Origin of the sequence: Erwinia endophytica (assembly GCF_009295515.1) — a bacterium.
Lineage (GTDB): Bacteria > Pseudomonadota > Gammaproteobacteria > Enterobacterales > Enterobacteriaceae > Erwinia > Erwinia endophytica.
Genome location: NZ_RQVV01000016.1, coordinates 43,460 through 63,192 on the forward strand (window position 1 = coordinate 43,460; position 19,733 = coordinate 63,192).

17 protein-coding genes are annotated in these 19,733 nt (G+C 52.3%); 9 read left to right on the forward strand and 8 right to left on the reverse strand.

Annotated features, from left to right (window positions below; all coding sequences use genetic code 11):
• Positions 1-16: 16 nt before the first annotated feature.
• Entirely contained in the window at positions 17-2,179 is a 2,163-nt protein-coding gene (gene uvrD / locus EH228_RS05980) for a DNA helicase II (protein ID WP_152320766.1), read from the forward strand.
• A gap of 10 nt (positions 2,180-2,189) precedes the next feature.
• On the opposite strand, the gene EH228_RS05985 is transcribed toward uvrD, so the two are convergent.
• Positions 2,190-2,663: a WbuC family cupin fold metalloprotein gene (locus EH228_RS05985; RefSeq protein ID WP_152320767.1), complete on the reverse strand. Its 474-nt coding sequence runs from the start codon at positions 2,661-2,663 to the stop codon at positions 2,190-2,192.
• A 286-nt stretch (positions 2,664-2,949) separates the two neighbouring features.
• On the opposite strand from EH228_RS05985, the gene corA reads away from it, so the two are divergent.
• Positions 2,950-3,903: a magnesium/cobalt transporter CorA gene (gene corA, locus EH228_RS05990; protein ID WP_152320768.1), complete on the forward strand. Its 954-nt coding sequence runs from the start codon at positions 2,950-2,952 to the stop codon at positions 3,901-3,903.
• 98 nt (positions 3,904-4,001) lie between these two features.
• Here the strand turns inward: corA and rarD are convergent, their stop codons facing one another.
• Both rarD and EH228_RS06000 read right to left on the reverse strand, forming a co-directional pair.
• Positions 4,002-4,895, reverse strand: coding sequence for an EamA family transporter RarD (rarD, locus tag EH228_RS05995; RefSeq protein WP_152320769.1), 894 nt, complete (start codon positions 4,893-4,895; stop codon positions 4,002-4,004).
• A 34-nt stretch (positions 4,896-4,929) separates the two neighbouring features.
• On the reverse strand, positions 4,930-5,400 hold the full coding sequence (locus EH228_RS06000; RefSeq protein WP_152320801.1) for a thioesterase family protein: 471 nt from the start codon (positions 5,398-5,400) through the stop codon (positions 4,930-4,932).
• A 287-nt stretch (positions 5,401-5,687) separates the two neighbouring features.
• Between EH228_RS06000 and pldA the strand changes: the two genes are divergently transcribed.
• The 3 genes from pldA (at position 5,688) to rhtC (ending at position 9,111) form a co-directional block, all read left to right on the forward strand.
• Positions 5,688-6,566, forward strand: coding sequence for a phospholipase A (gene pldA, locus EH228_RS06005; RefSeq protein WP_152320770.1), 879 nt, complete (start codon positions 5,688-5,690; stop codon positions 6,564-6,566).
• A gap of 61 nt (positions 6,567-6,627) precedes the next feature.
• Positions 6,628-8,454, forward strand: a complete 1,827-nt coding sequence (recQ, locus tag EH228_RS06010; protein ID WP_152320771.1) for an ATP-dependent DNA helicase RecQ — start codon at positions 6,628-6,630, stop codon at positions 8,452-8,454.
• A 27-nt stretch (positions 8,455-8,481) separates the two neighbouring features.
• Positions 8,482-9,111: a threonine export protein RhtC gene (gene rhtC / locus EH228_RS06015; protein ID WP_152320772.1), complete on the forward strand. Its 630-nt coding sequence runs from the start codon at positions 8,482-8,484 to the stop codon at positions 9,109-9,111.
• 134 nt (positions 9,112-9,245) lie between these two features.
• On the opposite strand, the gene rhtB is transcribed toward rhtC, so the two are convergent.
• Positions 9,246-9,869, reverse strand: a complete 624-nt coding sequence (gene rhtB / locus EH228_RS06020; protein ID WP_152320773.1) for a homoserine/homoserine lactone efflux protein — start codon at positions 9,867-9,869, stop codon at positions 9,246-9,248.
• Positions 9,870-9,982: 113 nt separating this feature from the next.
• Here rhtB and pldB point away from each other — a divergent pair, with 113 nt between their 5' ends.
• Together pldB and yigL are read left to right on the forward strand one after the other, a co-directional pair.
• Entirely contained in the window at positions 9,983-10,975 is a 993-nt protein-coding gene (pldB, locus tag EH228_RS06025) for a lysophospholipase L2 (RefSeq protein ID WP_152320774.1), read from the forward strand.
• A 70-nt stretch (positions 10,976-11,045) separates the two neighbouring features.
• On the forward strand, positions 11,046-11,846 hold the full coding sequence (yigL, locus tag EH228_RS06030) for a sugar/pyridoxal phosphate phosphatase YigL (RefSeq protein WP_152320775.1): 801 nt from the start codon (positions 11,046-11,048) through the stop codon (positions 11,844-11,846).
• Positions 11,847-11,884: 38 nt separating this feature from the next.
• Here the strand turns inward: yigL and glpQ are convergent, their stop codons facing one another.
• Both glpQ and glpT read right to left on the reverse strand, forming a co-directional pair.
• Positions 11,885-12,934 (reverse strand): glycerophosphodiester phosphodiesterase, encoded by a 1,050-nt coding sequence (gene glpQ / locus EH228_RS06035; protein WP_420841450.1) that lies wholly within the window; start codon positions 12,932-12,934, stop codon positions 11,885-11,887.
• Positions 12,935-12,945: 11 nt separating this feature from the next.
• Positions 12,946-14,301 carry a glycerol-3-phosphate transporter gene (glpT, locus tag EH228_RS06040; protein WP_152320777.1) on the reverse strand — a complete coding sequence of 452 codons (1,356 nt, stop codon included), beginning with the start codon at positions 14,299-14,301 and terminating at the stop codon, positions 12,946-12,948.
• Positions 14,302-14,608: 307 nt separating this feature from the next.
• On the opposite strand from glpT, the gene EH228_RS06045 reads away from it, so the two are divergent.
• Positions 14,609-15,460 (forward strand): carboxylate/amino acid/amine transporter, encoded by an 852-nt coding sequence (locus EH228_RS06045; protein ID WP_152320778.1) that lies wholly within the window; start codon positions 14,609-14,611, stop codon positions 15,458-15,460.
• A 229-nt stretch (positions 15,461-15,689) separates the two neighbouring features.
• Here EH228_RS06045 and EH228_RS06050 read toward each other — a convergent pair whose 3' ends face one another.
• Positions 15,690-16,169, reverse strand: coding sequence for a YehS family protein (locus EH228_RS06050; protein WP_152320779.1), 480 nt, complete (start codon positions 16,167-16,169; stop codon positions 15,690-15,692).
• A gap of 95 nt (positions 16,170-16,264) precedes the next feature.
• A complete protein-coding gene (gene metR / locus EH228_RS06055) occupies positions 16,265-17,212 on the reverse strand; it encodes an HTH-type transcriptional regulator MetR (protein WP_152320780.1) in 948 nt (315 codons plus the stop codon).
• 135 nt (positions 17,213-17,347) lie between these two features.
• Here metR and metE point away from each other — a divergent pair, with 135 nt between their 5' ends.
• Positions 17,348-19,618 (forward strand): 5-methyltetrahydropteroyltriglutamate--homocysteine S-methyltransferase, encoded by a 2,271-nt coding sequence (gene metE / locus EH228_RS06060; RefSeq protein ID WP_152320781.1) that lies wholly within the window; start codon positions 17,348-17,350, stop codon positions 19,616-19,618.
• The last annotated feature ends 115 nt before the right edge of the window (positions 19,619-19,733 follow it).

Sequence of the window (19,733 nt, forward strand, 5' to 3'; positions counted from 1 at the left end):
TTTCCTGACGGTGCTTATGGACGTTTCTGATCTGCTCGACAGCTTAAATGACAAACAACGCGAAGCCGTTGCCGCGCCGCGCCGTAATATGCTGGTACTGGCTGGAGCGGGGAGCGGGAAAACCCGCGTTTTGGTGCACCGGATTGCCTGGTTGCTGGCGGTAGAGAACTGTTCGCCTTATTCAATAGTGGCCGTGACTTTTACCAATAAGGCCGCCGCAGAGATGCGGCATCGTATTGAGCAACTGGTTGGCACCAGCCAGGGCGGCATGTGGATTGGGACTTTTCACGGACTGGCTCATCGTTTGTTACGCGCGCATCATCTTGATGCCAATTTGCCGCAGGATTTCCAGATTTTGGACGGTGAAGATCAACAGCGTCTCCTGAAACGTTTGATTAAGGCCATGAATCTGGATGAGAAGCAGTGGCCAGCCCGACAGGCCATGTGGTACATCAATGGTAAGAAAGATGAAGGGTTGCGGCCGAAACATATCGAGAGTTACGGCAACCCCGTTGAGCAAACATGGCTGAGGATTTACCAGGCCTACCAGGAAGCTTGTGACCGGGCGGGGTTAGTGGATTTTGCCGAGCTATTGCTGCGAGCACATGAATTGTGGCTGAATAAACCTCATATTCTCAATCACTACCGCGAACGCTTCAGCAATATTCTGGTGGACGAGTTTCAGGACACCAATAATATCCAGTATGCATGGATTAGAATGCTGGCGGGTGACACTGGCAACGTCATGATTGTTGGGGATGATGACCAGTCGATCTATGGCTGGCGTGGTGCGCAGGTGGAAAACATTCAGCGTTTCCTCAACGATTTCAGCGGTGCTGAAACTATTCGTCTGGAACAAAACTATCGCTCCACCAACAATATCCTTAAAGCGGCTAACGCCCTGATCGCCAACAATAACGGACGACTGGGTAAAGAGCTGTGGACCGATGGTGTCGACGGTGAGCCGATCGCTATTTATTGCGCGTTTAATGAGCTGGATGAAGCCCGTTTTGTGGTCAGCCGCATCAAAGCATGGATGGAAAACGGTGGGGCGCTGAATGACTGTGCAATACTCTATCGTAGCAATGCTCAGTCGCGCGTGCTGGAAGAAGCGTTGCTGCAAACCAACCTGCCTTACCGCATCTATGGCGGTATGCGTTTCTTCGAGCGCCAGGAAATCAAGGATGCACTGGCTTATCTGCGTCTGATTGCCAACCGTAATGACGATGCCGCTTTTGAGCGCGTGGTGAATACGCCGACACGTGGCATTGGTGATCGCACGCTGGATGTGGTGCGGCAAACGGCCCGTGAGCGCCAACTGACATTGTGGCAAACCACGCGTGCGTTGTTGCAGGAAAAAGCATTAGCGGGTCGCGCAGCTTCCGCGTTGCAGCGTTTTATCGAACTGGTGGACTCGTTAGCGCAGGAAACCAGCGAGCTGCCACTGCATGTTCAGACTGATCGGGTGATTAAAGACTCAGGCTTGTGGCTGATGTACGAGCAGGAGAAGGGAGAGAAAGGCCAGGCACGCATTGAAAACCTTGAAGAACTGGTCAATGCCACCCGGCAGTACAGCTATCAGGATGAAGAGGAAGATTTGCTGCCGTTGCAGGCTTTCCTGGCGCATGCTGCGCTGGAGGCCGGCGAAGGCCAGGCGGATAAGTGGCAGGATGCGGTGCAGTTGATGACCATGCATGCAGCGAAAGGTCTCGAATTTATGCAGGTGTTTATCGTCGGCATGGAAGAAGGCATGTTTCCGAGTCAGATGTCGCTGGAGGAAGGGGGAAGGCTGGAGGAAGAGCGGCGTCTTGCCTATGTCGGCGTGACGCGCGCGATGCAGAAGTTGACCCTGACCTATGCTGAAACGCGTCGCCTGTATGGCAAAGAGGTGTATCACCGTCCCTCGCGCTTTGTCGGCGAACTGCCAGAGGCGTGTGTGGAAGAAGTACGACTACGCGCCAGCGTTACTCGTCCGGTCAGCCACCAGCGAATGGGGACCCCCATCACCCAGAACGACAGCGGTTTCGCTCTTGGGCAGCGCGTACGCCATGCCAAGTTTGGCGAAGGCACGGTCGTTAATCTGGAAGGCAGCGGCGAACATAGTCGTTTGCAGGTCGCCTTCCAGGGACAGGGGATCAAATGGCTGGTCGCTGCTTACGCGAAGCTGGAAACGGTATGATGCTGTATGGTTACCATGCGTAACGGTCGCCGGGGTGCGCGCGGGCATACCAGGCCATGACTTTATCCGTATCTGCGCCGCCTTCCGGTGGTGCCCAGGACATGCAATCATCTTCTACCAGCGCCTGATAAGGGCCGCGTTTTACTTCAAAAATTACCCCACCTTCATCCAGTGATAGTACGGCATGCCAGGTAAAGGCGGGTATTTCTTGTAACAAAACCGTTTCGCCCAGCACGGTGCGGTGGGTTACTTCGCCAGTGTCACTAAACTGTAGCAGCACAAAACGGCCCTTCAGGGGCGTGAGCAACTCCCAGGTTTGTGGATGGCGGTGAGGGCGAATGTAAGTGCCTGGTTCCATCGCGATGGCCAGACGCTGTACCGGATCGCTGAGCTCTTCATGCAGGGTGCGGTGCGAACGCAGGCGGGCTACGCTGGCAGCCTGTTGGCTCATGTTGACCAGGTCGGAATGGGTGAGTTGTTTCATTCGAATCCTTATTATCCGGGGTTGCTGTTGACGCCATTTTCAGCACAGCGTAACATGCGCGCACCATTACCCTAAGAGGACATTTGCCTTGGACACACCCAGTAGATACTGGCTTATTGACCTGGATACCACCAGGTACAACTCCTAAGGCTATCCTTCTCAGCCGATAGCCTTCGTGGTTGTTGGCGCTCCGCTTTTGTGCCGCACTGAGTCATATCGACCGAAACGTCCCCGTTTCCTGTGTTCAAGCGCCAGTCCCATGTTACTGTGATTTGGGAGTACAGCTATGCTGAGTGCATTTAAACTTGATCACTGTCGCCTGACTCGTCTTGAGCTGGAAGAACCTACCGATGAATTGGTCAGTTCAGTTTGGGTTGATCTGATTGAGCCGGAAGAAAATGAGCGCGATCGTGTTCAGAACGAGCTGGGTCAGAGTTTAGCGACGCGTCCTGAACTGGAAGATATTGAGGCATCAGCCCGTTTCTTCGAAGATGAAGATGGCCTGCATATCCACTCCTTTTTCTTCTATGAAGATGCGGACGATCACGCCGGTAACTCCACAGTGGCCTTTACCATCCGTGAAGGCCGCCTTTATACCCTGCGTGAGCGCGAACTGCCGGCATTCCGCCTTTATCGTATGCGTGCGCGTAATCAGGTATTGATCGACGGCAATGCTTATGAACTGTTGCTGGATCTGTTCGAAACTAAAATTGAACAGTTGGCGGATGAAATCGAGAATATCTACAGCGATCTGGAAAAGCTCAGTCGGGTCATTATGGAAGGTCAACAGGGCGATGAATTTGACGCTGCGCTGTCGACACTGGCGGAACTGGAAGATATTGGCTGGAAGGTTCGTCTGTGTTTGATGGATACTCAGCGAGCGCTCAATTTCCTGGTGCGTAAGGCGCGTCTGCCCGCTAACCAACTGGAGCAGGCACGGGAAATCCTGCGCGATATTGAGTCGCTGTTGCCGCATAATGAATCACTGTTCCAGAAGGTAAACTTCCTGATGCAGGCGGCGATGGGCTTTATCAACATTGAGCAGAACCGCATTATCAAAATTTTCTCCGTGGTCTCGGTGGTGTTCCTGCCGCCAACGTTGGTGGCCTCCAGCTATGGGATGAACTTTGAGTTTATGCCGGAGCTGAAGTGGAGCTTTGGTTATCCTGCCGCCATCGGTCTGATGATCCTCGCGGGTCTGGCACCTTATGCTTACTTTAAGCGTAAGAACTGGCTGTAAGTCTTCACCGCTCTCAACCCGACGGGCGGTGAACGCCGATCCGACATAAAACCTTTCGTGCCATGGACGGCGACAGGTGGACTATCCGCCAGTCAGATTTACCGTGGTTCCCTGTGTCTCAGTGTGCTCAGTGCGTCAAAAATAAACAGTGCCAGCGCGGCCCAGATAAAGCCAAAGGTCACTGTCTTGTCTGGCGTCAGTTGTTCACCATAGAATATTACCGCCAGCAGGAACATGAGTGTCGGGCCCAGATACTGGAAGAAGCCCACGGTGGAGAGCCGCAATCGGGTACAGGCGGCGGTAAACAGCATCAATGGGATGGTGGTGACAATCCCCGCGGCGACCAGTAACAGATTCAGCGACATCGGGTTTTGTGTCAGGTGGCTGGTGGTGCTGTCGGCGATGCCAAACAGATAGATTGCCGCCGCGGGTAGCAGCCAACTGGTTTCAATTAACATCCCGGTTTGCGCATCCACGCCAATTTTTTTGCGCAACAGGCCGTAGAAAGAGAAGGTCAGCGCCAGCCCCAGGGCAATCATCGGTACTGAGCCAAATTTCCATAGCTGAATCAGTACGCCGCTGGCGGCCAATAACACCGCCAGCCACTGTAGCCGGCGGAAACGTTCGCCGAGAAATACCATCCCAACCAGCACGTTGAGCAACGGATTGATAAAATAACCAAGACTGGCTTCCAGTATATGATGGTTATTCACCGCCCAGATAAAAATCAACCAGTTACAGCAAACCATACTGGCGGACACGGCCAGCAGCAGCACTTTTTTCGGTTGCTGTAGCGTGAGTTTTACCTTTGCCCAGTTGCGACTGCAACTGACCAGAATCAGCATAAAAAAGAATGACCAGATCACCCGGTGAGTGATTATCTCTCCGGCGTCCACCTGTTGGATTAGCTTGAAATAGGCGGGGGCGATGCCCCAGATGAAATAAGCCCCCAGAGCAAAAAATATCCCTTGTCGTGTTTGTTGTGCATCCATGTAAATAGGCTCTCAGTGATGATTAACCCGGCTTTCAGCCGACCAGATAAGTCGCCGTGGCGCTGGCTATATACCCACCTGCGTCGTTATGCAGTTCCACCCTGGCCACGGACACTTTATTACCGCTGCGCAGCAGGTTGCTGGTGGCAACGAAACGTTCACCGCGTCCGGGACGCAGATAATCAACACGCAGGTCGATGGTGCCCATCCGCGACAGGCGTTGGCGTAGATCTTCTTCAGTAATGCTTTCCTGGCGGGTTAAGGCGCTGCTGACACAAACCAGTCCCGCCGCCACGTCCAGTACGGAGGCAATGACGCCACCGTGCAGAATTTTTTGCGCGACATTGCCAATCAACTTCTGCTGATGGGCAAAGCTCAGTTCGGCGTAATCCGGCTCCAGCCGATCCAATTGCAAACCGAGGGCACGGTTAAACGGCATGTCATACACAAAAATCTCACCGATCAGGCGCCGGGCGGCGTTCTGATTGAGGGGAACAACAGACATCATCGGGAATCCCTTTGCGAAAAAATAGACGGAGATATTTTAACAGAATGGCTAATCTGGACTGGTACGGTAGTGCTTTCCACTTGACGACATCAGCGTTAATGTCGGTCACTATTTTTCTGTGTAGAATAACGTGTTTTTTATGTCTTCAATCCGCAGAGGTGTTGGCTGCAAGCGCGCCCCGTCACTTACCTGAATAAGCTGCCGGGGATTTGCTTACAGGCCTTTCTGCAACGCGAATTATTTCGGGTAGATAGACTTATTCCATTATTGCTCTGGAGAATACCATGCCTATGCTGAAAGGGTTGCTGATTGCAGCGCTTCTGTTCCCTTCGTTAGTTTTGGCGCAAGAAGCGACGGTGACAAAGGTGCATGACCGGCCACCCGTCCGTGGCAGTATCATTGCTAACTTGCTGGAAAAGCATGACAATCCTTTCGTCCTTTATCCGTATGAAAGTAACTACGTCCTTTACACTGACACCAGTAACATCAATAAAGAGGCGATACAGTCTTACAACTGGTCGAATACCTCCAGACATGATGAAGTGAAATTTCAACTGAGTCTGGCGATCCCATTATGGCGTGGCATTCTGGGGGACAACTCTGTTCTGGCCGCCTCCTATACTCAGGACTCGTGGTGGCAAGCCACCAACAGTGACGGGTCCGCCCCTTTCCGGGAAACGAATTATCAGCCGCAGATTTTCCTTGGTTGGGCCACGGATTATAACTTTGCGGGCTGGACATTACGTGATGTGGAAGTGGGGCTGAACCACGATTCGAACGGTCGTTCCGAGCCCACTTCCCGCAGTTGGAATCGCGTCTATGCCCGCCTGATGGCGCAGCGTGGTAACTGGCTGGTTGAGGCAAAACCCTGGTATCGCATTCCAGAAAGTGAAAAAAACGATGATAACCCAGATATCACCAAGTACATGGGGTATTATCGCCTGACTGTCGGGTACGAACTGGGTGCCAGCGTCTTTAGTCTTCAGGGCAACTATAACTGGAACACCGGTTACGGTGGGGCGCTACTGGGGTGGAGCTATCCGCTGAGTGGACATGTCCGTTTCTACACGCAAGTTTTTAGTGGTTATGGGGAATCGCTGATTGACTATAACCATCGTCAGACCCGGGTAGGTGTCGGCGTCATGCTGAACGATCTGTTTTAATGCTTTTCGGGCGGGCTGAAATTTTTCAGTGTATCCGCCCGTTATCAGATTTGGGGAATACGTGTCTACGGTTGCAGTGATTGATCAGGAAGCGCTGGCGGAACAGATTTTACAGGAAACCTTCGGCTACCAGCAATTCCGCCCGGGTCAACAAACCATTATTCAGGCTTCACTGAAAGGGCGGGATTGCCTGGTGGTGATGCCGACCGGTGGAGGAAAATCACTTTGTTACCAGATCCCGGCACTGATACGGGAAGGATTAACACTGGTGGTATCGCCGCTGATTTCGCTGATGAAAGATCAGGTGGATCAACTGCTGGCTAATGGCGTGGCGGCGGCCTGTCTTAACTCTACCCAGTCGCGGGAGGAACAGCAGAACGTACTGGCTGGCTGCCGTACTGGTCAGATTAAGCTGCTGTATATCGCCCCTGAGCGGCTGATGCTGGACAACTTTCTCGATAATCTCCTGCACTGGAATCCGACGATGCTGGCGGTGGACGAAGCCCACTGTATTTCCCAGTGGGGGCATGATTTTCGTCCCGAATACGGCGCACTTGGGCAGTTTCGTCAGCGACTCCCTGATGTACCGGTGATGGCGCTGACCGCTACCGCCGACGAAACCACCCGTAACGACATCGTACGTTTGCTGCAGTTGGACCACCCATTAATTCAGGTGAGTAGTTTCGATCGCCCCAATATCCGCTACACGCTGATGGAGAAGTTTAAACCAACCGAGCAGTTGATCCGTTACGTGCAGGAGCAGCACGGCAAGTGTGGCATTATTTACTGTAACAGCCGGGCTAAGGTAGAAGATACCGCCGCCCGACTGCAAAGCCGGGGCCTCAGCGTTGGTGCCTATCATGCCGGAATGGATAACACGCATCGTGCTCAGGTGCAGGAAGCCTTTCAGCGCGACGACCTGCAAATTGTGGTGGCGACAGTGGCTTTCGGTATGGGGATTAATAAACCGAACGTTCGTTTTGTGGTGCATTTCGATATCCCGCGTAATATTGAATCCTACTATCAGGAAACGGGGCGTGCCGGTCGTGACGGGCTACCCGCAGAAGCGCTGATGCTTTACGACCCGGCAGACATGGCCTGGTTACGTCGGTGCCTTGATGAAAAAGCACCCGGGCCGTTGCAGGATATTGAGCGCCATAAGCTGAATGCGATGGGGGCGTTTGCTGAGGCGCAAACCTGTCGTCGTCTGGTACTGTTGAACTATTTCGGCGAGGGGCGGCAGCAGCCCTGCGGCAACTGCGATATCTGTCTTGATCCGCCACGTCGTTATGATGGTTTGCTGGAAGCGCAGAAAGCACTGTCGAGTATCTATCGTGTTGGACAACGTTTTGGCATGGGCTATATTGTTGAAATCCTGCGAGGAGCCAACAATCAACGCATCCGCGATATGCAGCATGATAAGTTGCCAGTTTACGGTATTGGCCGTGAGCAGAGCCATGAGCACTGGATAAGCGTACTACGTCAACTGATTCATTTGGGGTTGGTGACGCAAAATATTGCCATGCATTCCGCCTTACAACTGACGGAAGCTGCACGTCCGGTTTTACGTGGGGAAGTACCGTTGATGCTGGCCGTGCCGCGTCTGGTCAGTATCAAACCACGCGGTAATACTCAAAAATCCTTTGGTGGTAGTTATGACCGTAAGCTGTTTGCCAAGTTGCGTAAACTGCGTAAGGCGATTGCCGATGAAGAAAACATCCCGCCTTATGTGGTATTCAATGATGCAACGTTGATTGAAATGACTGAGCAGCTGCCGTTGACTGCCGCCGAAATGCTGAATATCAATGGTGTCGGTCAGCGTAAGCTGGAGCGCTTTGGCAAACCCTTTATGGTGATGATCCGCGAGCACGTTGACGGTGAAATCTAGTGATTATCTTTGTTTAAGGAAGCGCAAATGCTGATGTTGTTTCTGACGGTTGCCCTGGTGCATCTCGTCGCACTGATGAGCCCAGGTCCGGATTTTTTCTTTGTGTCGCAAACAGCAGCAAGTCGCTCGCGTAAAGCAGCCATGCTCGGTGTGTTGGGCATTACCATAGGGATTGCCATTTGGGCGAGCGTGGCGCTGCTGGGGCTGAATATGATCTTGCAAAAGATGGCGTGGCTGCATCAAATCATTATGACCGCTGGTGGTTTATATCTGTTGTGGATGGGCTGGCAGATGCTGTGCTCTGCTCGTCAGCAGCATCAGGCGCCGGCGGCGACTCAGCAAGAGAATACGGTAGCGCCGCCATCTGATAGCCGCAGTTTTTTGCGCGGTCTGCTGACCAATCTGGCGAATCCGAAAGCAGTTGTTTACTTCGGTAGTGTGTTTTCATTGTTTGTGGGTAATGATGTTGACGCGGGTGAACGCTGGGGATTGTTTCTGCTGATTATCGTTGAGACCTTTGTATGGTTCACCCTGGTTGCCAGTATTTTTGCCCTGCCAGCGATGCGCAGGGGCTATCAACGAGCAGCGAAGTGGATTGATAGTTTTGCGGGGATCCTGTTTGCAGGATTTGGTATTCATTTGATCCTGTCGCGCTAAACGTGTTGCTGACCGGATTCAGATGCAGTGTCGCTTATTATCAACCTGCACAAAGTCTGCGGTGATTGCCCGGCTGGTATCCGTTACGGCACCAGCTTTGGCGGTTGTTTTATCTGTGGTTTTTCACGGTGTTATCAGGCAATGCGCCGGGCAGAGGCCAGTAGCGCGCCAACGGCCATAAACATCCCGCCAAAGATTCGGTTCAGCAGTGTCATTTGTTTTGGCCCTTTGATCCAGCCTGCGATATGCGTGGCCAGCGTGGCATAGCCAGTCATCACCAGAATATCGACCACCACAGTGGTGGTTCCCAGTACCAGATACTGCACCGCTTGTGGTTGATGTGGAATAATGAACTGCGGGAACAGCGCCGCCAGGAAGACGATACTCTTCGGGTTGGTCAGGTTAACCAGTACAGCGCGCTTGAACAGTCGGCGTCGCGGCATGGCTTTCGCCACGGTCTGCAGATCGAGACCCCCACGGGATCGCCACTGTTGGATCCCTAACCAGACCAGATAAGCCGCCCCTGCCCATTTCAGTATTTCGAAGGCCATCAGGGATTGTGAGAATAATGCGCCAAGACCAATACCAACCAGCACAATGTGTGCGGCCAGACCGACTTGTAAACCAGAAATAGACGCAATCGCGCCACGATAACCATGGCTGATACCGGTACTCATGGTGTTGATAGCACCCGAACCGGGTGAAAGACTCAATATACTGGTGGTCAAAAGATAGGTTAGCCACCATTCGATGGTCATGGGTAATGCTCCCTGAACGTGCAGAAGTGTGACACAATACGACATTGTTGTTGGTTGTGCTACGGATAGCTGCGAGCCAGTTCAGGTGACGAAAGCCAGAGAGATGAAAGCCGATGGAGAAGCAGAATAACGACTGGGTAACGCGTGAAAAATCGTTCGCCGCATTTGTTACGGGGCCGCTGCTGGATTTCTGGCATAGCCGGAAAGAAGGGGAGTTTACCGGCGTCGATAATGTCATTATTCGCTATGTTCGTTTCGTCTCCCCGCAACATGACAAGGTTATCCTGATTTGCCCGGGCCGCATTGAAAGTTATATGAAATACCCGGAACTGGCCTATGACCTGTTTCATTGCGGCTATGATGTGGTGATTATCGATCACCGGGGCCAGGGGCGATCCGGGCGGCTGTTGCAGGATTCTCACCGGGGTCATGTTGAGGATTTCTCGCATTACGTTGATGATCTGGAAACGTTGTATCTGAAAGAGATCCGTAACCGCCATTATCGCCGTCGCTATGCGTTGGCCCACTCAATGGGCGGCGCGATCATAACGCTGATGATTGGCAGACAGCCGAAGGCCTTTGATGCTGTGGTGCTGGCTTCGCCGATGTTTGGTATTTTTCTGCCCATGCCGAAGTGGATGGCTAACCGAATCCTCGACTGGGCGGAAAAGCGGCCCACCTTTCGCGATGGCTATGCGCCGGGTACCGGAAAATGGCGGCCCAGGCCATTTGCTCTCAACCAACTGACCCACAGTGACGAGCGTTACCGGCATAACCTGCGTTTTTACGTGGACGACCCACAACTGCGGGTTGGGGGACCCACCTATCATTGGGTGCGGGAAGGGCTGCAGGCGGGGCAAAGTATTCTTAATAAGGCGAAAGAAATTTCCACACCGCTGCTGCTGCTGCAGGCCAGTGATGACAGGGTGGTGGATAACCGGGCTCAGGATTTATTCTGTCAGGCCATGGTTGCCGCAGGGCAGCCCTGTGAAGGGGGAAAACCGCAGGTTATTGTCGGCGCGCGCCATGAGATCTTGTTTGAAAAAGACAGTATGCGTGCTGAAGCGTTGGAGGCCATTGTAGCGTTTTTTTCCCGACATTCCTGATGTTACGGCTCAGATGGGCTTTTGGGCGGGGAACGCGAGGTTTCCTGATAACAAATTAACCAGAGGTTTTATGTACCCTATCGTTGCTTCTGATCTTGATGGCACGTTGTTGTCTCCGGATCACCGTTTATCTCCTTTTGCCCGTGAAACGTTGCAATTGTTAACCGGGAAAGGGGTGAATTTCATCTTTGCCACGGGGCGTCATTATATCGATGTCGCGCAGATGCGTGACAGTCTGGGTATTGATGCTTTTATGATAACCTCGAATGGTGCGCGCGTGCACAATACCGCTGGAGAGCTGATCTTTAGCCATAACCTGGATGAAAGCATTGCCCGTGAGTTGTTTGCCATCCATTACAGTCATCCGGATATCTACACCAATATCTACCGTGATGAAGAGTGGTTCCTGAACCGCCATCGTCCTGGCGAGATGGATTTTTTTCAAGAATCCAATTTCAATTATCAGGTCTACAAGCCGGATTCACTGCCGACAGACGGTATCAGTAAGGTATTTTTCACCAGTGCTGAACCGAATAAATTGATCCCGCTGGAAGAGGCGCTGATCGACCGCTGGGGTGATAAAATTAATGTCAGTTTCTCGCTGCCGACTTGTCTTGAAGTGATGGCGGGAGGGGTATCTAAAGGTCACGCGCTGGATGCCGTGTCGCAGATACTCGGTCATTCTCTGCGGGATTGCATTGCCTTCGGCGATGGTATGAATGATAAAGAGATGCTGAGTATGGCCGGTAAAGGCTGTATTATGAGCAATGCTCATCAGCGGCTGAAGGATCTGCTGCCGATGCTGGACGTGATTGGCAGCAACGCAGACAATGCGGTACCACACTATCTGCGTAAGTTGTATCACGTTTGACCGGCGGTATCCGCCCCGAGTTCAGGGGCGGAAGTTGCTCAGCGCTGCAGGAAACGTACGGCTTTGTCCGGGAAATCAGTAAATAATCCATCGACGTCAGCCTGGTGATACAGCACGTCATAGAGCTGATCAACATGATCAACCCAGTCAGGCAGTTGGTCAGCGCGCACGGTGTAAGGGTGGACGACCAGGCTGTTCTGATGCGCTTCCTGCACCATGTTCGTCAGGCTGATATGGCCCTTAGTCGACCCTTCAGCCACCAGCATATGGTAGTCAGGCCCGATCCCGTCGACGTAGTGCGCGAGGGTTTTCATCGCGCCGGGTTTAAACATCCAGTCATAGCTGTAGTTCACCCACTTGCCGTCTTGCAGTTCCTGAGTTTCATTCCATTTGGTCTCGGCAATCAGTTGCACCATTTTCAGGTTCATGCCACGTTGTGGCTCCAGCGTTGTTTTAATCCGCTTCACCTCGTTGTAGTCGAAGCATTGCAGATACACATTATCGCTTTTACTGGTGTAGCCATATTGTTTCAGCACATCGAGCACTTTTGCTGAGATATCCTTCCCTTCCCGGCGATGGAACCACGGAGCTTTAATCTCAGTATAAATACCGATGTTTTTACCGGTGGAGTGATTCAGCCCTTGAATAAACTCGATCTCTTCAGCAAAAGTATGAACGCGAAAATCAGCTTTTCCCATTGGGAAGCGCCCAGGGAATGTTTGCACCTTCTGACCGTTTTTGATGCTAAAACCTTCAGTGAATTTCAAACTCTTGATCTCGGCAAGAGTAAAATCGATGGCGTAATAGCGACCATCTTTGCGTGCCCGATCGGGATAACGTTCGGCCACGTTGGTCACACGATCAAGATAGTGGTCATGTAACACCACTAACTGGTCGTCTTTAGTCATGACCAGATCCTGCTCAAGAAAATCCGCGCCCTGAGCATAGGCCATCGCTTTTGCCGACAGGGTATGCTCTGGCAGGTAGCCGCTGGCACCACGGTGAGCAATCACGATCTTTTCTTTTCCCGCCGCAATTGCGCACAGCGAAGAAACCATCATCAGGCCGGCTATCATCGTTTTAAACATTGTTTTCTCCATTAAACATTGTATTTCTCCATTAACTGCTGCTTGTGTTTGTTTTCGCTGATCATGGTCAGGATGAGCAGAAGAACGGCCAGAACGCCGCCACCGATCATGATGATGAAGCCGCCGTTCCAGCCGAAGTAGTCGACGGTGTAGCCGACGATTGCGCTGGCAGCGACGGAACCGCCGAGATAACCAAATAAACCGGTAAAGCCAGCTGCCGTCCCTGCGGCTTTTTTCGGCGCCAGTTCCAGAGCATGTAACCCGATCAACATCACTGGCCCATAAATCAGAAAGCCAATGATGACCATGCAGGCCATATCCACATTGGGATTACCGGCTGGGTTTAGCCAGTAAATCACCGTTGTTATGGTTACCAACACCATAAAGAACACCCCGGTAGCCCCTCGATTACCACGAAAGACGGTATCGGACATCCAGCCACACAGCAACGTGCCAGGAATACCCGCGTATTCATACAGAAAATAGGCCCAGGAAGACTTATCCAGCGTGAAATGTTTCACCTCTTTCAGATAGGTCGGTGACCAGTCAAGGATGCCGTAGCGCAGCAGATAAATAAAAACGTTGGCCAGCGCGATATACCACAGCAGTTTGTTCGGCAGGATGTACTGCCTGAAGATCTGTTTTGCAGACAACTCTTGCTCATGGTTCGCGTCATAGTCCGGCGGGTAATCATTTTTGTATTCTTCAATCGGTGGCAGGCCGCAGGATTGTGGCGTATCACGCATCAGGGCAAAGGCAAAGACCGCCACCACAATAGCGCCGAACGCGGGCATATACAGTGCCGCTTTCCAGTCGTTAAACCAGGCCATTCCCAGCAGAAATAGTAAAGGTGGAATGCCGCCGCCCACGTTATGCGCACAGTTCCACAGCGAAACCACCCTGCCGCGTTCTTTTTGCGACCACCAGTGAACCATGGTTCGGCCGCAGGGTGGCCAGCCCATGCCCTGGAACCAGCCACACAACAATAACAGCATAAACATCACCATAATGCTGGAAGTTGCCCAGGGAACAAATCCCATCAATAGCATTACCGTTGCTGCGAGGATCAGGCCCGCGGGCAGAAAAAAACGGGGATTAGAGCGATCTGAGACGGCGCCCATCACGAATTTTGAAAAACCATAAGCGATGGAGATCCCTGACAAAGCAAATCCCAGATCGCCGCGTGAGAATCCCTGCTCGACCAGATAGGGCATCGCCAGCGCAAAATTTTTGCGCACCAGATAGTAAGCGGCATAACCGAAGAATATTCCCAGAAAGATTTGCCAGCGCAGTTTGCGGTAAAGGGGATCGGTTTTTCCGGCATCAACCAGTGGTTGATGGGGGGCTGGTTTAAAAATATGTAACATTGTGGCCTCCAATGGCGCAGTTTATTCACGCCGGTTGGCGTGTTGTGGCAACTGCACAAGCCCTTTTGGGCTGAGCGACAGGTTCCTTGTAGCGTGCGAATGATAAGGGGAAACGGGTTAGCGGAGTGTGAAGGGGAACGCAAAATGTTACATTTTATGACATAGCTGCTCGATTCTGCGCCCGTATTTATTGTGCCCTTTGTCCCTGGTGGTGGATGTTTATAAGGCAGATGTCAACCAGATAATTTCCTGCAAGTTACGGGTTTTCGCTACACTAGCCGTTCTTTTCACTGCAGAGTGTTCCATTGTGACGTTACTTATTGTCACCACAATTTTGTGGGCATTTTCATTCAGCCTGATAGGCGAATATTTAGCGGGGCAGGTAGATAGCGGGTTCTCGGTGTTGATCCGTCTGTTGCTGGCTGCCGTTGTCTTTCTGCCGTTCTTGCGCTGGCGTGGCTACCGGGTTTCAACGTTGATGCTGTATATGGCGGTGGGGGCCTTACAACTGGGAATTATGTATCTCATCAGTTTCCAGGCCTATCTCTACCTCAGCGTGCCGGAGTTGTTGCTGTTTACCGTGATGACACCGCTGTATGTCACGCTGATTTATGATGTACTGGCGGGGCGCGGCATTCGTTGCGGTTATGCATTTAGCGCGCTGCTGGCAGTGGCAGGCGCCGCGATTATTCGTTATGACAAGGTCAGTGACCACTTTTGGTTTGGCCTGTTGTTAGTGCAACTGGCCAATATCTGCTTTGCGGTAGGAATGGTGGGTTATAAACGCCTGCAGGAAACACGTCCGATGCCACAGCACACCGCCTTTTCCTGGTTTTATATCGGTGCTGCCAGCGTAGCGATTATTGCCTGGTTCCTGTGGGGGAATCCGCATAAATTGCCTACAACGGCTTTCCAGTGGGGGATTTTAATTTGGTTGGGCGTGGGCGCTTCCGGTTTGGGCTATTTTATGTGGAATTACGGTGCGACCCAGGTGGATGCGGGTACGTTAGGGATAATGAATAATATGCATGTGCCTGCCGGGTTGTTGGTGAATTTGGCTATTTGGCAGCAACAACCCCACTGGCCAGGTTTTATAATGGGTTCCGTCGTGATTTTTACCTCTCTATGGATTCATCGGCGTTGGATACTAAAGCAGTAAAGAAAAATAATTAGAGAAAATATCGGGAAAGGCAACGTTTCCCGATATTCATTTTACTAAAAGAGATTAACTGGTCAGTGAAACTATCTTATCAGTCCAGACAGTAATGACTGCTTCAATCGCACGACCTTTCAGATTCACCAAAAACGGTAGAAAAAGAAGACATCGCACTATAAAGTTAACTACATGTTATTTATTCTAAAAATAGAATAACGGACAGTCCTGAAACTCAGGCAGGTTTGGTGGTGGAAGGGCGTATCCTGATTGTCAGACCTTTCAGAAAATTGCGTAATATCTGATCGCCGCATTCACGATAATTTTTATGACCCGGTTTGCGGAAAATCGCACCAATTTCAGACTGACCTACCGCAAAATCCGCCAACTTGAGGATCTCAATAATATCAGTAGTTTTCAGATCGAATGCGACACGCAGTTTCTTCATGATGATGTTATTGGTCATCTTGCGTTCAATCGATGGCTCTGGTGCTTCTTTACTTTTACCTCGTCGATGGAAAATCAGACCATTGAGGAAATAGCCCATAATGACATCCGGGCAGGCACGGAAGCTGGCCTCTTCGTCTTTTTTCAGAAAACTTTGCATCTCTTCTTCGGTAACGATGCTCTCTGCCAGGGCCAGAATACTGACCATCTGGGCATCGTTCAGGTTCAACATATAGCGCAAGCTGCGCAGGACGTCGTTATTAGTCATAAAACTCTCATCTGGGAACAAAGGGTATTGGGCGCATTATAGAGACAAATGACGGTCGAAACAGGAAAACTGCCAGCGAGATCCTGGCAGTCAACTCAGCGTGGTAGAAAATCAGACGGTGGAAAGTCTGGCGCAGCAGCGTTTCTGGCATCTTTGACCCGTGGCAGGTGCTCACAGGCATGCTGGCGGGTTGAGTGGATAAATGCCTCCACCACGGGTTGCCGTTGTTCTCCGTCGCGCACCGCTGCATATAAACGGCTCCACAAACCGCTGCCCAGTTTTTTTGTCATCACCAGTCCCTGGTGCTCAAAACTGTCTACCACCCAGTGCGGCAACGCGGCAATGCCCATGCCGGCAGACACCATCTGGATCAGCAGTAGCGTGTTATCGACGCTTTTCAATGCAGGGCTGACGCCAGCGGGTTGCAGGAAATGCCGCCAGATATCCAGACGCTGACGTTGTACCGGATAAATCATCAATACCTCGTTAGCCAGATCATCTGGTGAAATGTGTTCCACCAATGCCAGAGGATGGTCCGGTGCCAGCACCAGGCGCACCTCGAAATCAAACATCGGCGAATAGAATAGCCCGCTGCGCGGCAAAATATCCGAGGTTAGCACCACGTCCAGTTCGCCTTGTTGCAGCGCAGGCTGTGGGTCAAAGGTCACGCCGGATTTAAAATCGATCACGACCTGTGGCCAGCTCTGGCGGAAGTCGCTCAGCGCCGGGGTCAACCACTGAATACAACTGTGGCACTCTATGGCGATGCGCAGCGTGGTCTGATGGGGTTCGTGGCAGGCTTGCAAGGCATGCTGGATTTGCGGTAGTACCTGCTCGGCGAGTTGCAGCAGGATTTCACCCTGCGGTGTAAAGCGTAGCGGCTGACTTTTACGCACGAATAAACGGAAGCCCAGACGCTGCTCCAGGTCGCTAAACTGATGAGATAACGCCGACTGCGTCTGATGAAGCTGGGCCGCAGCGGCGGCCAGCGACCCAGTATTTCGCAGCGCCTGCAGCGTTCGCAGGTGTTTGAGTTCGATCATGAGAGTCCTTCACATCGACAATGAACAATTTGCGCTTGTGGTTACTACAGTACCTGCGGATTATAGATGTGTAAACATCTGGACGTCTAAAAGCTCGATTGTAAAGACAATGGGCAGTAACTGAGGAAAGAACTGATGACCATTCTGAACCATACGCTCGGCTTCCCACGTGTCGGCCTGCGCCGCGAACTGAAAAAAGCTCAGGAGAGCTACTGGGCAGGTAACAGTACTCAGGAAGAATTACTGGCAACAGGCCGCGAGCTGCGTGCTCGTCACTGGCAACAGCAGAAACAGGCCGGTGTGGATCTGCTACCGGTCGGCGACTTCGCCTGGTACGATCACGTGTTGACCACCAGCCTGTTATTGGGCAACGTACCCGCCCGCCACCAGAACCCGGATGGTTCTGTTGATCTGGATACCTTATTCCGCATTGGCCGTGGCCGTGCACCAAGCGGTGAGCCGGCAGCCGCAGCTGAAATGACCAAATGGTTTAACACGAATTATCACTATATGGTGCCGGAATTCACTCAAGGTCAGACATTCAAACTGAGCTGGACTCAGTTGCTGGACGAAGTGGATGAAGCGTTGGCTTTAGGCCACAATGTGAAACCGGTCCTGTTGGGCCCGGTGACCTACCTGTGGCTGGGTAAAGTGAAAGGCGAGCAGTTTGATCGTCTCAGCCTGCTGAAAGACATTCTGCCGGTTTATCAGCAAGTGCTGGCCGAACTGGCGAAGCGCGGTATCGAATGGGTGCAGATTGATGAACCGGCGCTGGTGCTGGAATTATCACCAGAATGGCTGAATGCTTTCAAACCGGCTTATGAAGCGCTGCAGGGTAAAACCAAACTGCTGCTGACGACTTATTTTGAGAGTGCAGGTACGAACATTGACACCATCTGTGCCCTGCCGGTACAGGGGCTGCACGTTGATCTTGTTCACGGTAAAGACGATATTGCTGCGCTGAATGCTAAAATACCCGCTGACTGGCTGCTGTCCGTAGGGGTCATTAATGGTCGTAACGTCTGGCGAGCGGATTTGAGCCGTTGGTTTGAGCGTTTATATCCGTTGGTTAATCAGCGCCAGCAGTTGTGGATTGGTTCTTCCTGCTCGCTGTTGCATAGTCCCATTGACCTGAGCACCGAAACCCGCCTGGATGAGGAAGTGAAAAGCTGGTTCGCCTTCGCGCTGCAGAAATGTACGGAATTATCTCTGCTGAGCAATGCGCTGAATAACAATGACCCGCAGTCATTGGAAGCGTGGAGCGCGCCAATCCGGGCCCGCCGTCACTCTCCTCGTGTGCATAACCAGGCCGTCAGTCAACGTCTGGCGGCGATCACCGCGAAGGACAGCCAGCGTGACAGCAGTTACCCAGTGCGTGCTCAAGTTCAGCGCGAGCGCTTTCAACTGCCAGCATGGCCAACCACCACTATCGGTTCTTTCCCACAGACCACTGAAATTCGTGGCCTGCGCCTGGACTTCAAGCAGGGGCGCCTGGACGGAAACCACTATCGTATCGGCATTGCCGAGCATATCAAGCAGGCGATTGTGGAGCAGGAGCGTTTAGGGCTGGATGTGTTGGTACATGGTGAAGCGGAACGTAACGACATGGTTGAGTACTTCGGTGAGAACCTGGACGGTTTCGCCTTTACTCAGAATGGCTGGGTACAGAGCTACGGTTCACGCTGCGTGAAACCACCGGTTATTATCGGCGACGTTAGCCGTCCTGCTGCAATTACCGTTGAGTGGGCGAAGTATGCTCAGTCACTGACCGACAAGCCGGTCAAAGGCATGCTGACCGGGCCGGTGACCATCCTGTGCTGGTCGTTCCCCCGTGAGGACGTTTCACGTGAAACGATCGCGAAGCAGATTGCGTTGGCGCTGCGGGATGAAGTGGCAGACCTGGAAAAAGCCGGTATCGGCATCATTCAGATTGATGAGCCCGCCCTGCGTGAAGGTTTGCCGCTGCGTCAGTCCGACTGGGCGGCTTATCTGGAGTGGGCGGTTGATGCCTTCCGTTTGAATGCCGCCGTGGCACAGGACGATACGCAGATTCACACTCACATGTGTTACTGTGAATTCAACGATATTATGGATTCTATTGCCGCGCTGGATGCGGATGTCATCACCATCGAAACGTCCCGCTCGGATATGGAGTTGCTGGAGGCTTTCGAAAAGTTTGAATATCCTAATGAAATTGGCCCGGGGGTGTATGACATTCATTCCCCGAATGTGCCAACCGTAGAATGGATGGAAGCGTTACTGCGGAAAGCCGCCCAGCGTATTCCTGGCGAGCGCCTGTGGGTTAACCCTGACTGCGGCCTGAAAACGCGTGGTTGGACGGAAACCCGTCAGGCACTGGCTAACATGGTGACCGCGGCGCAAAACCTGCGTAAAGCGCAAGCCTGACTTCTGATGCCTGCGTGAGGGTATTGTGATGTAAAGGGCGCCGTCAGGCGCCCTTTTAAGGTTCGGTGAACACGGAATCCGTACTACGTTCATCCGACGTGGAATGGGTTACGCC

Coding starts and splice junctions, on each gene's coding strand:
- corA (WP_152320768.1), top strand. CDS start 2,950: ATGCTGAGTGCATTTAAACTTGATCACTGTCGCCTGACTCGTCTTGAG.
- rarD (WP_152320769.1), bottom strand. CDS start 4,895: ATGGATGCACAACAAACACGACAAGGGATATTTTTTGCTCTGGGGGCT.
- EH228_RS06000 (WP_152320801.1), bottom strand. CDS start 5,400: ATGTCTGTTGTTCCCCTCAATCAGAACGCCGCCCGGCGCCTGATCGGT.
- pldA (WP_152320770.1), top strand. CDS start 5,688: ATGCCTATGCTGAAAGGGTTGCTGATTGCAGCGCTTCTGTTCCCTTCG.
- glpT (WP_152320777.1), bottom strand. CDS start 14,301: ATGTTACATATTTTTAAACCAGCCCCCCATCAACCACTGGTTGATGCC.
- yigL (WP_152320775.1), top strand. CDS start 11,046: ATGTACCCTATCGTTGCTTCTGATCTTGATGGCACGTTGTTGTCTCCG.
- rhtB (WP_152320773.1), bottom strand. CDS start 9,869: ATGACCATCGAATGGTGGCTAACCTATCTTTTGACCACCAGTATATTG.
- metR (WP_152320780.1), bottom strand. CDS start 17,212: ATGATCGAACTCAAACACCTGCGAACGCTGCAGGCGCTGCGAAATACT.
- uvrD (WP_152320766.1), top strand. CDS start 17: ATGGACGTTTCTGATCTGCTCGACAGCTTAAATGACAAACAACGCGAA.
- EH228_RS05985 (WP_152320767.1), bottom strand. CDS start 2,663: ATGAAACAACTCACCCATTCCGACCTGGTCAACATGAGCCAACAGGCT.
- pldB (WP_152320774.1), top strand. CDS start 9,983: ATGGAGAAGCAGAATAACGACTGGGTAACGCGTGAAAAATCGTTCGCC.
- EH228_RS06050 (WP_152320779.1), bottom strand. CDS start 16,169: ATGACTAATAACGACGTCCTGCGCAGCTTGCGCTATATGTTGAACCTG.
- glpQ (WP_420841450.1), bottom strand. CDS start 12,934: ATGTTTAAAACGATGATAGCCGGCCTGATGATGGTTTCTTCGCTGTGC.
- metE (WP_152320781.1), top strand. CDS start 17,348: ATGACCATTCTGAACCATACGCTCGGCTTCCCACGTGTCGGCCTGCGC.
- rhtC (WP_152320772.1), top strand. CDS start 8,482: ATGCTGATGTTGTTTCTGACGGTTGCCCTGGTGCATCTCGTCGCACTG.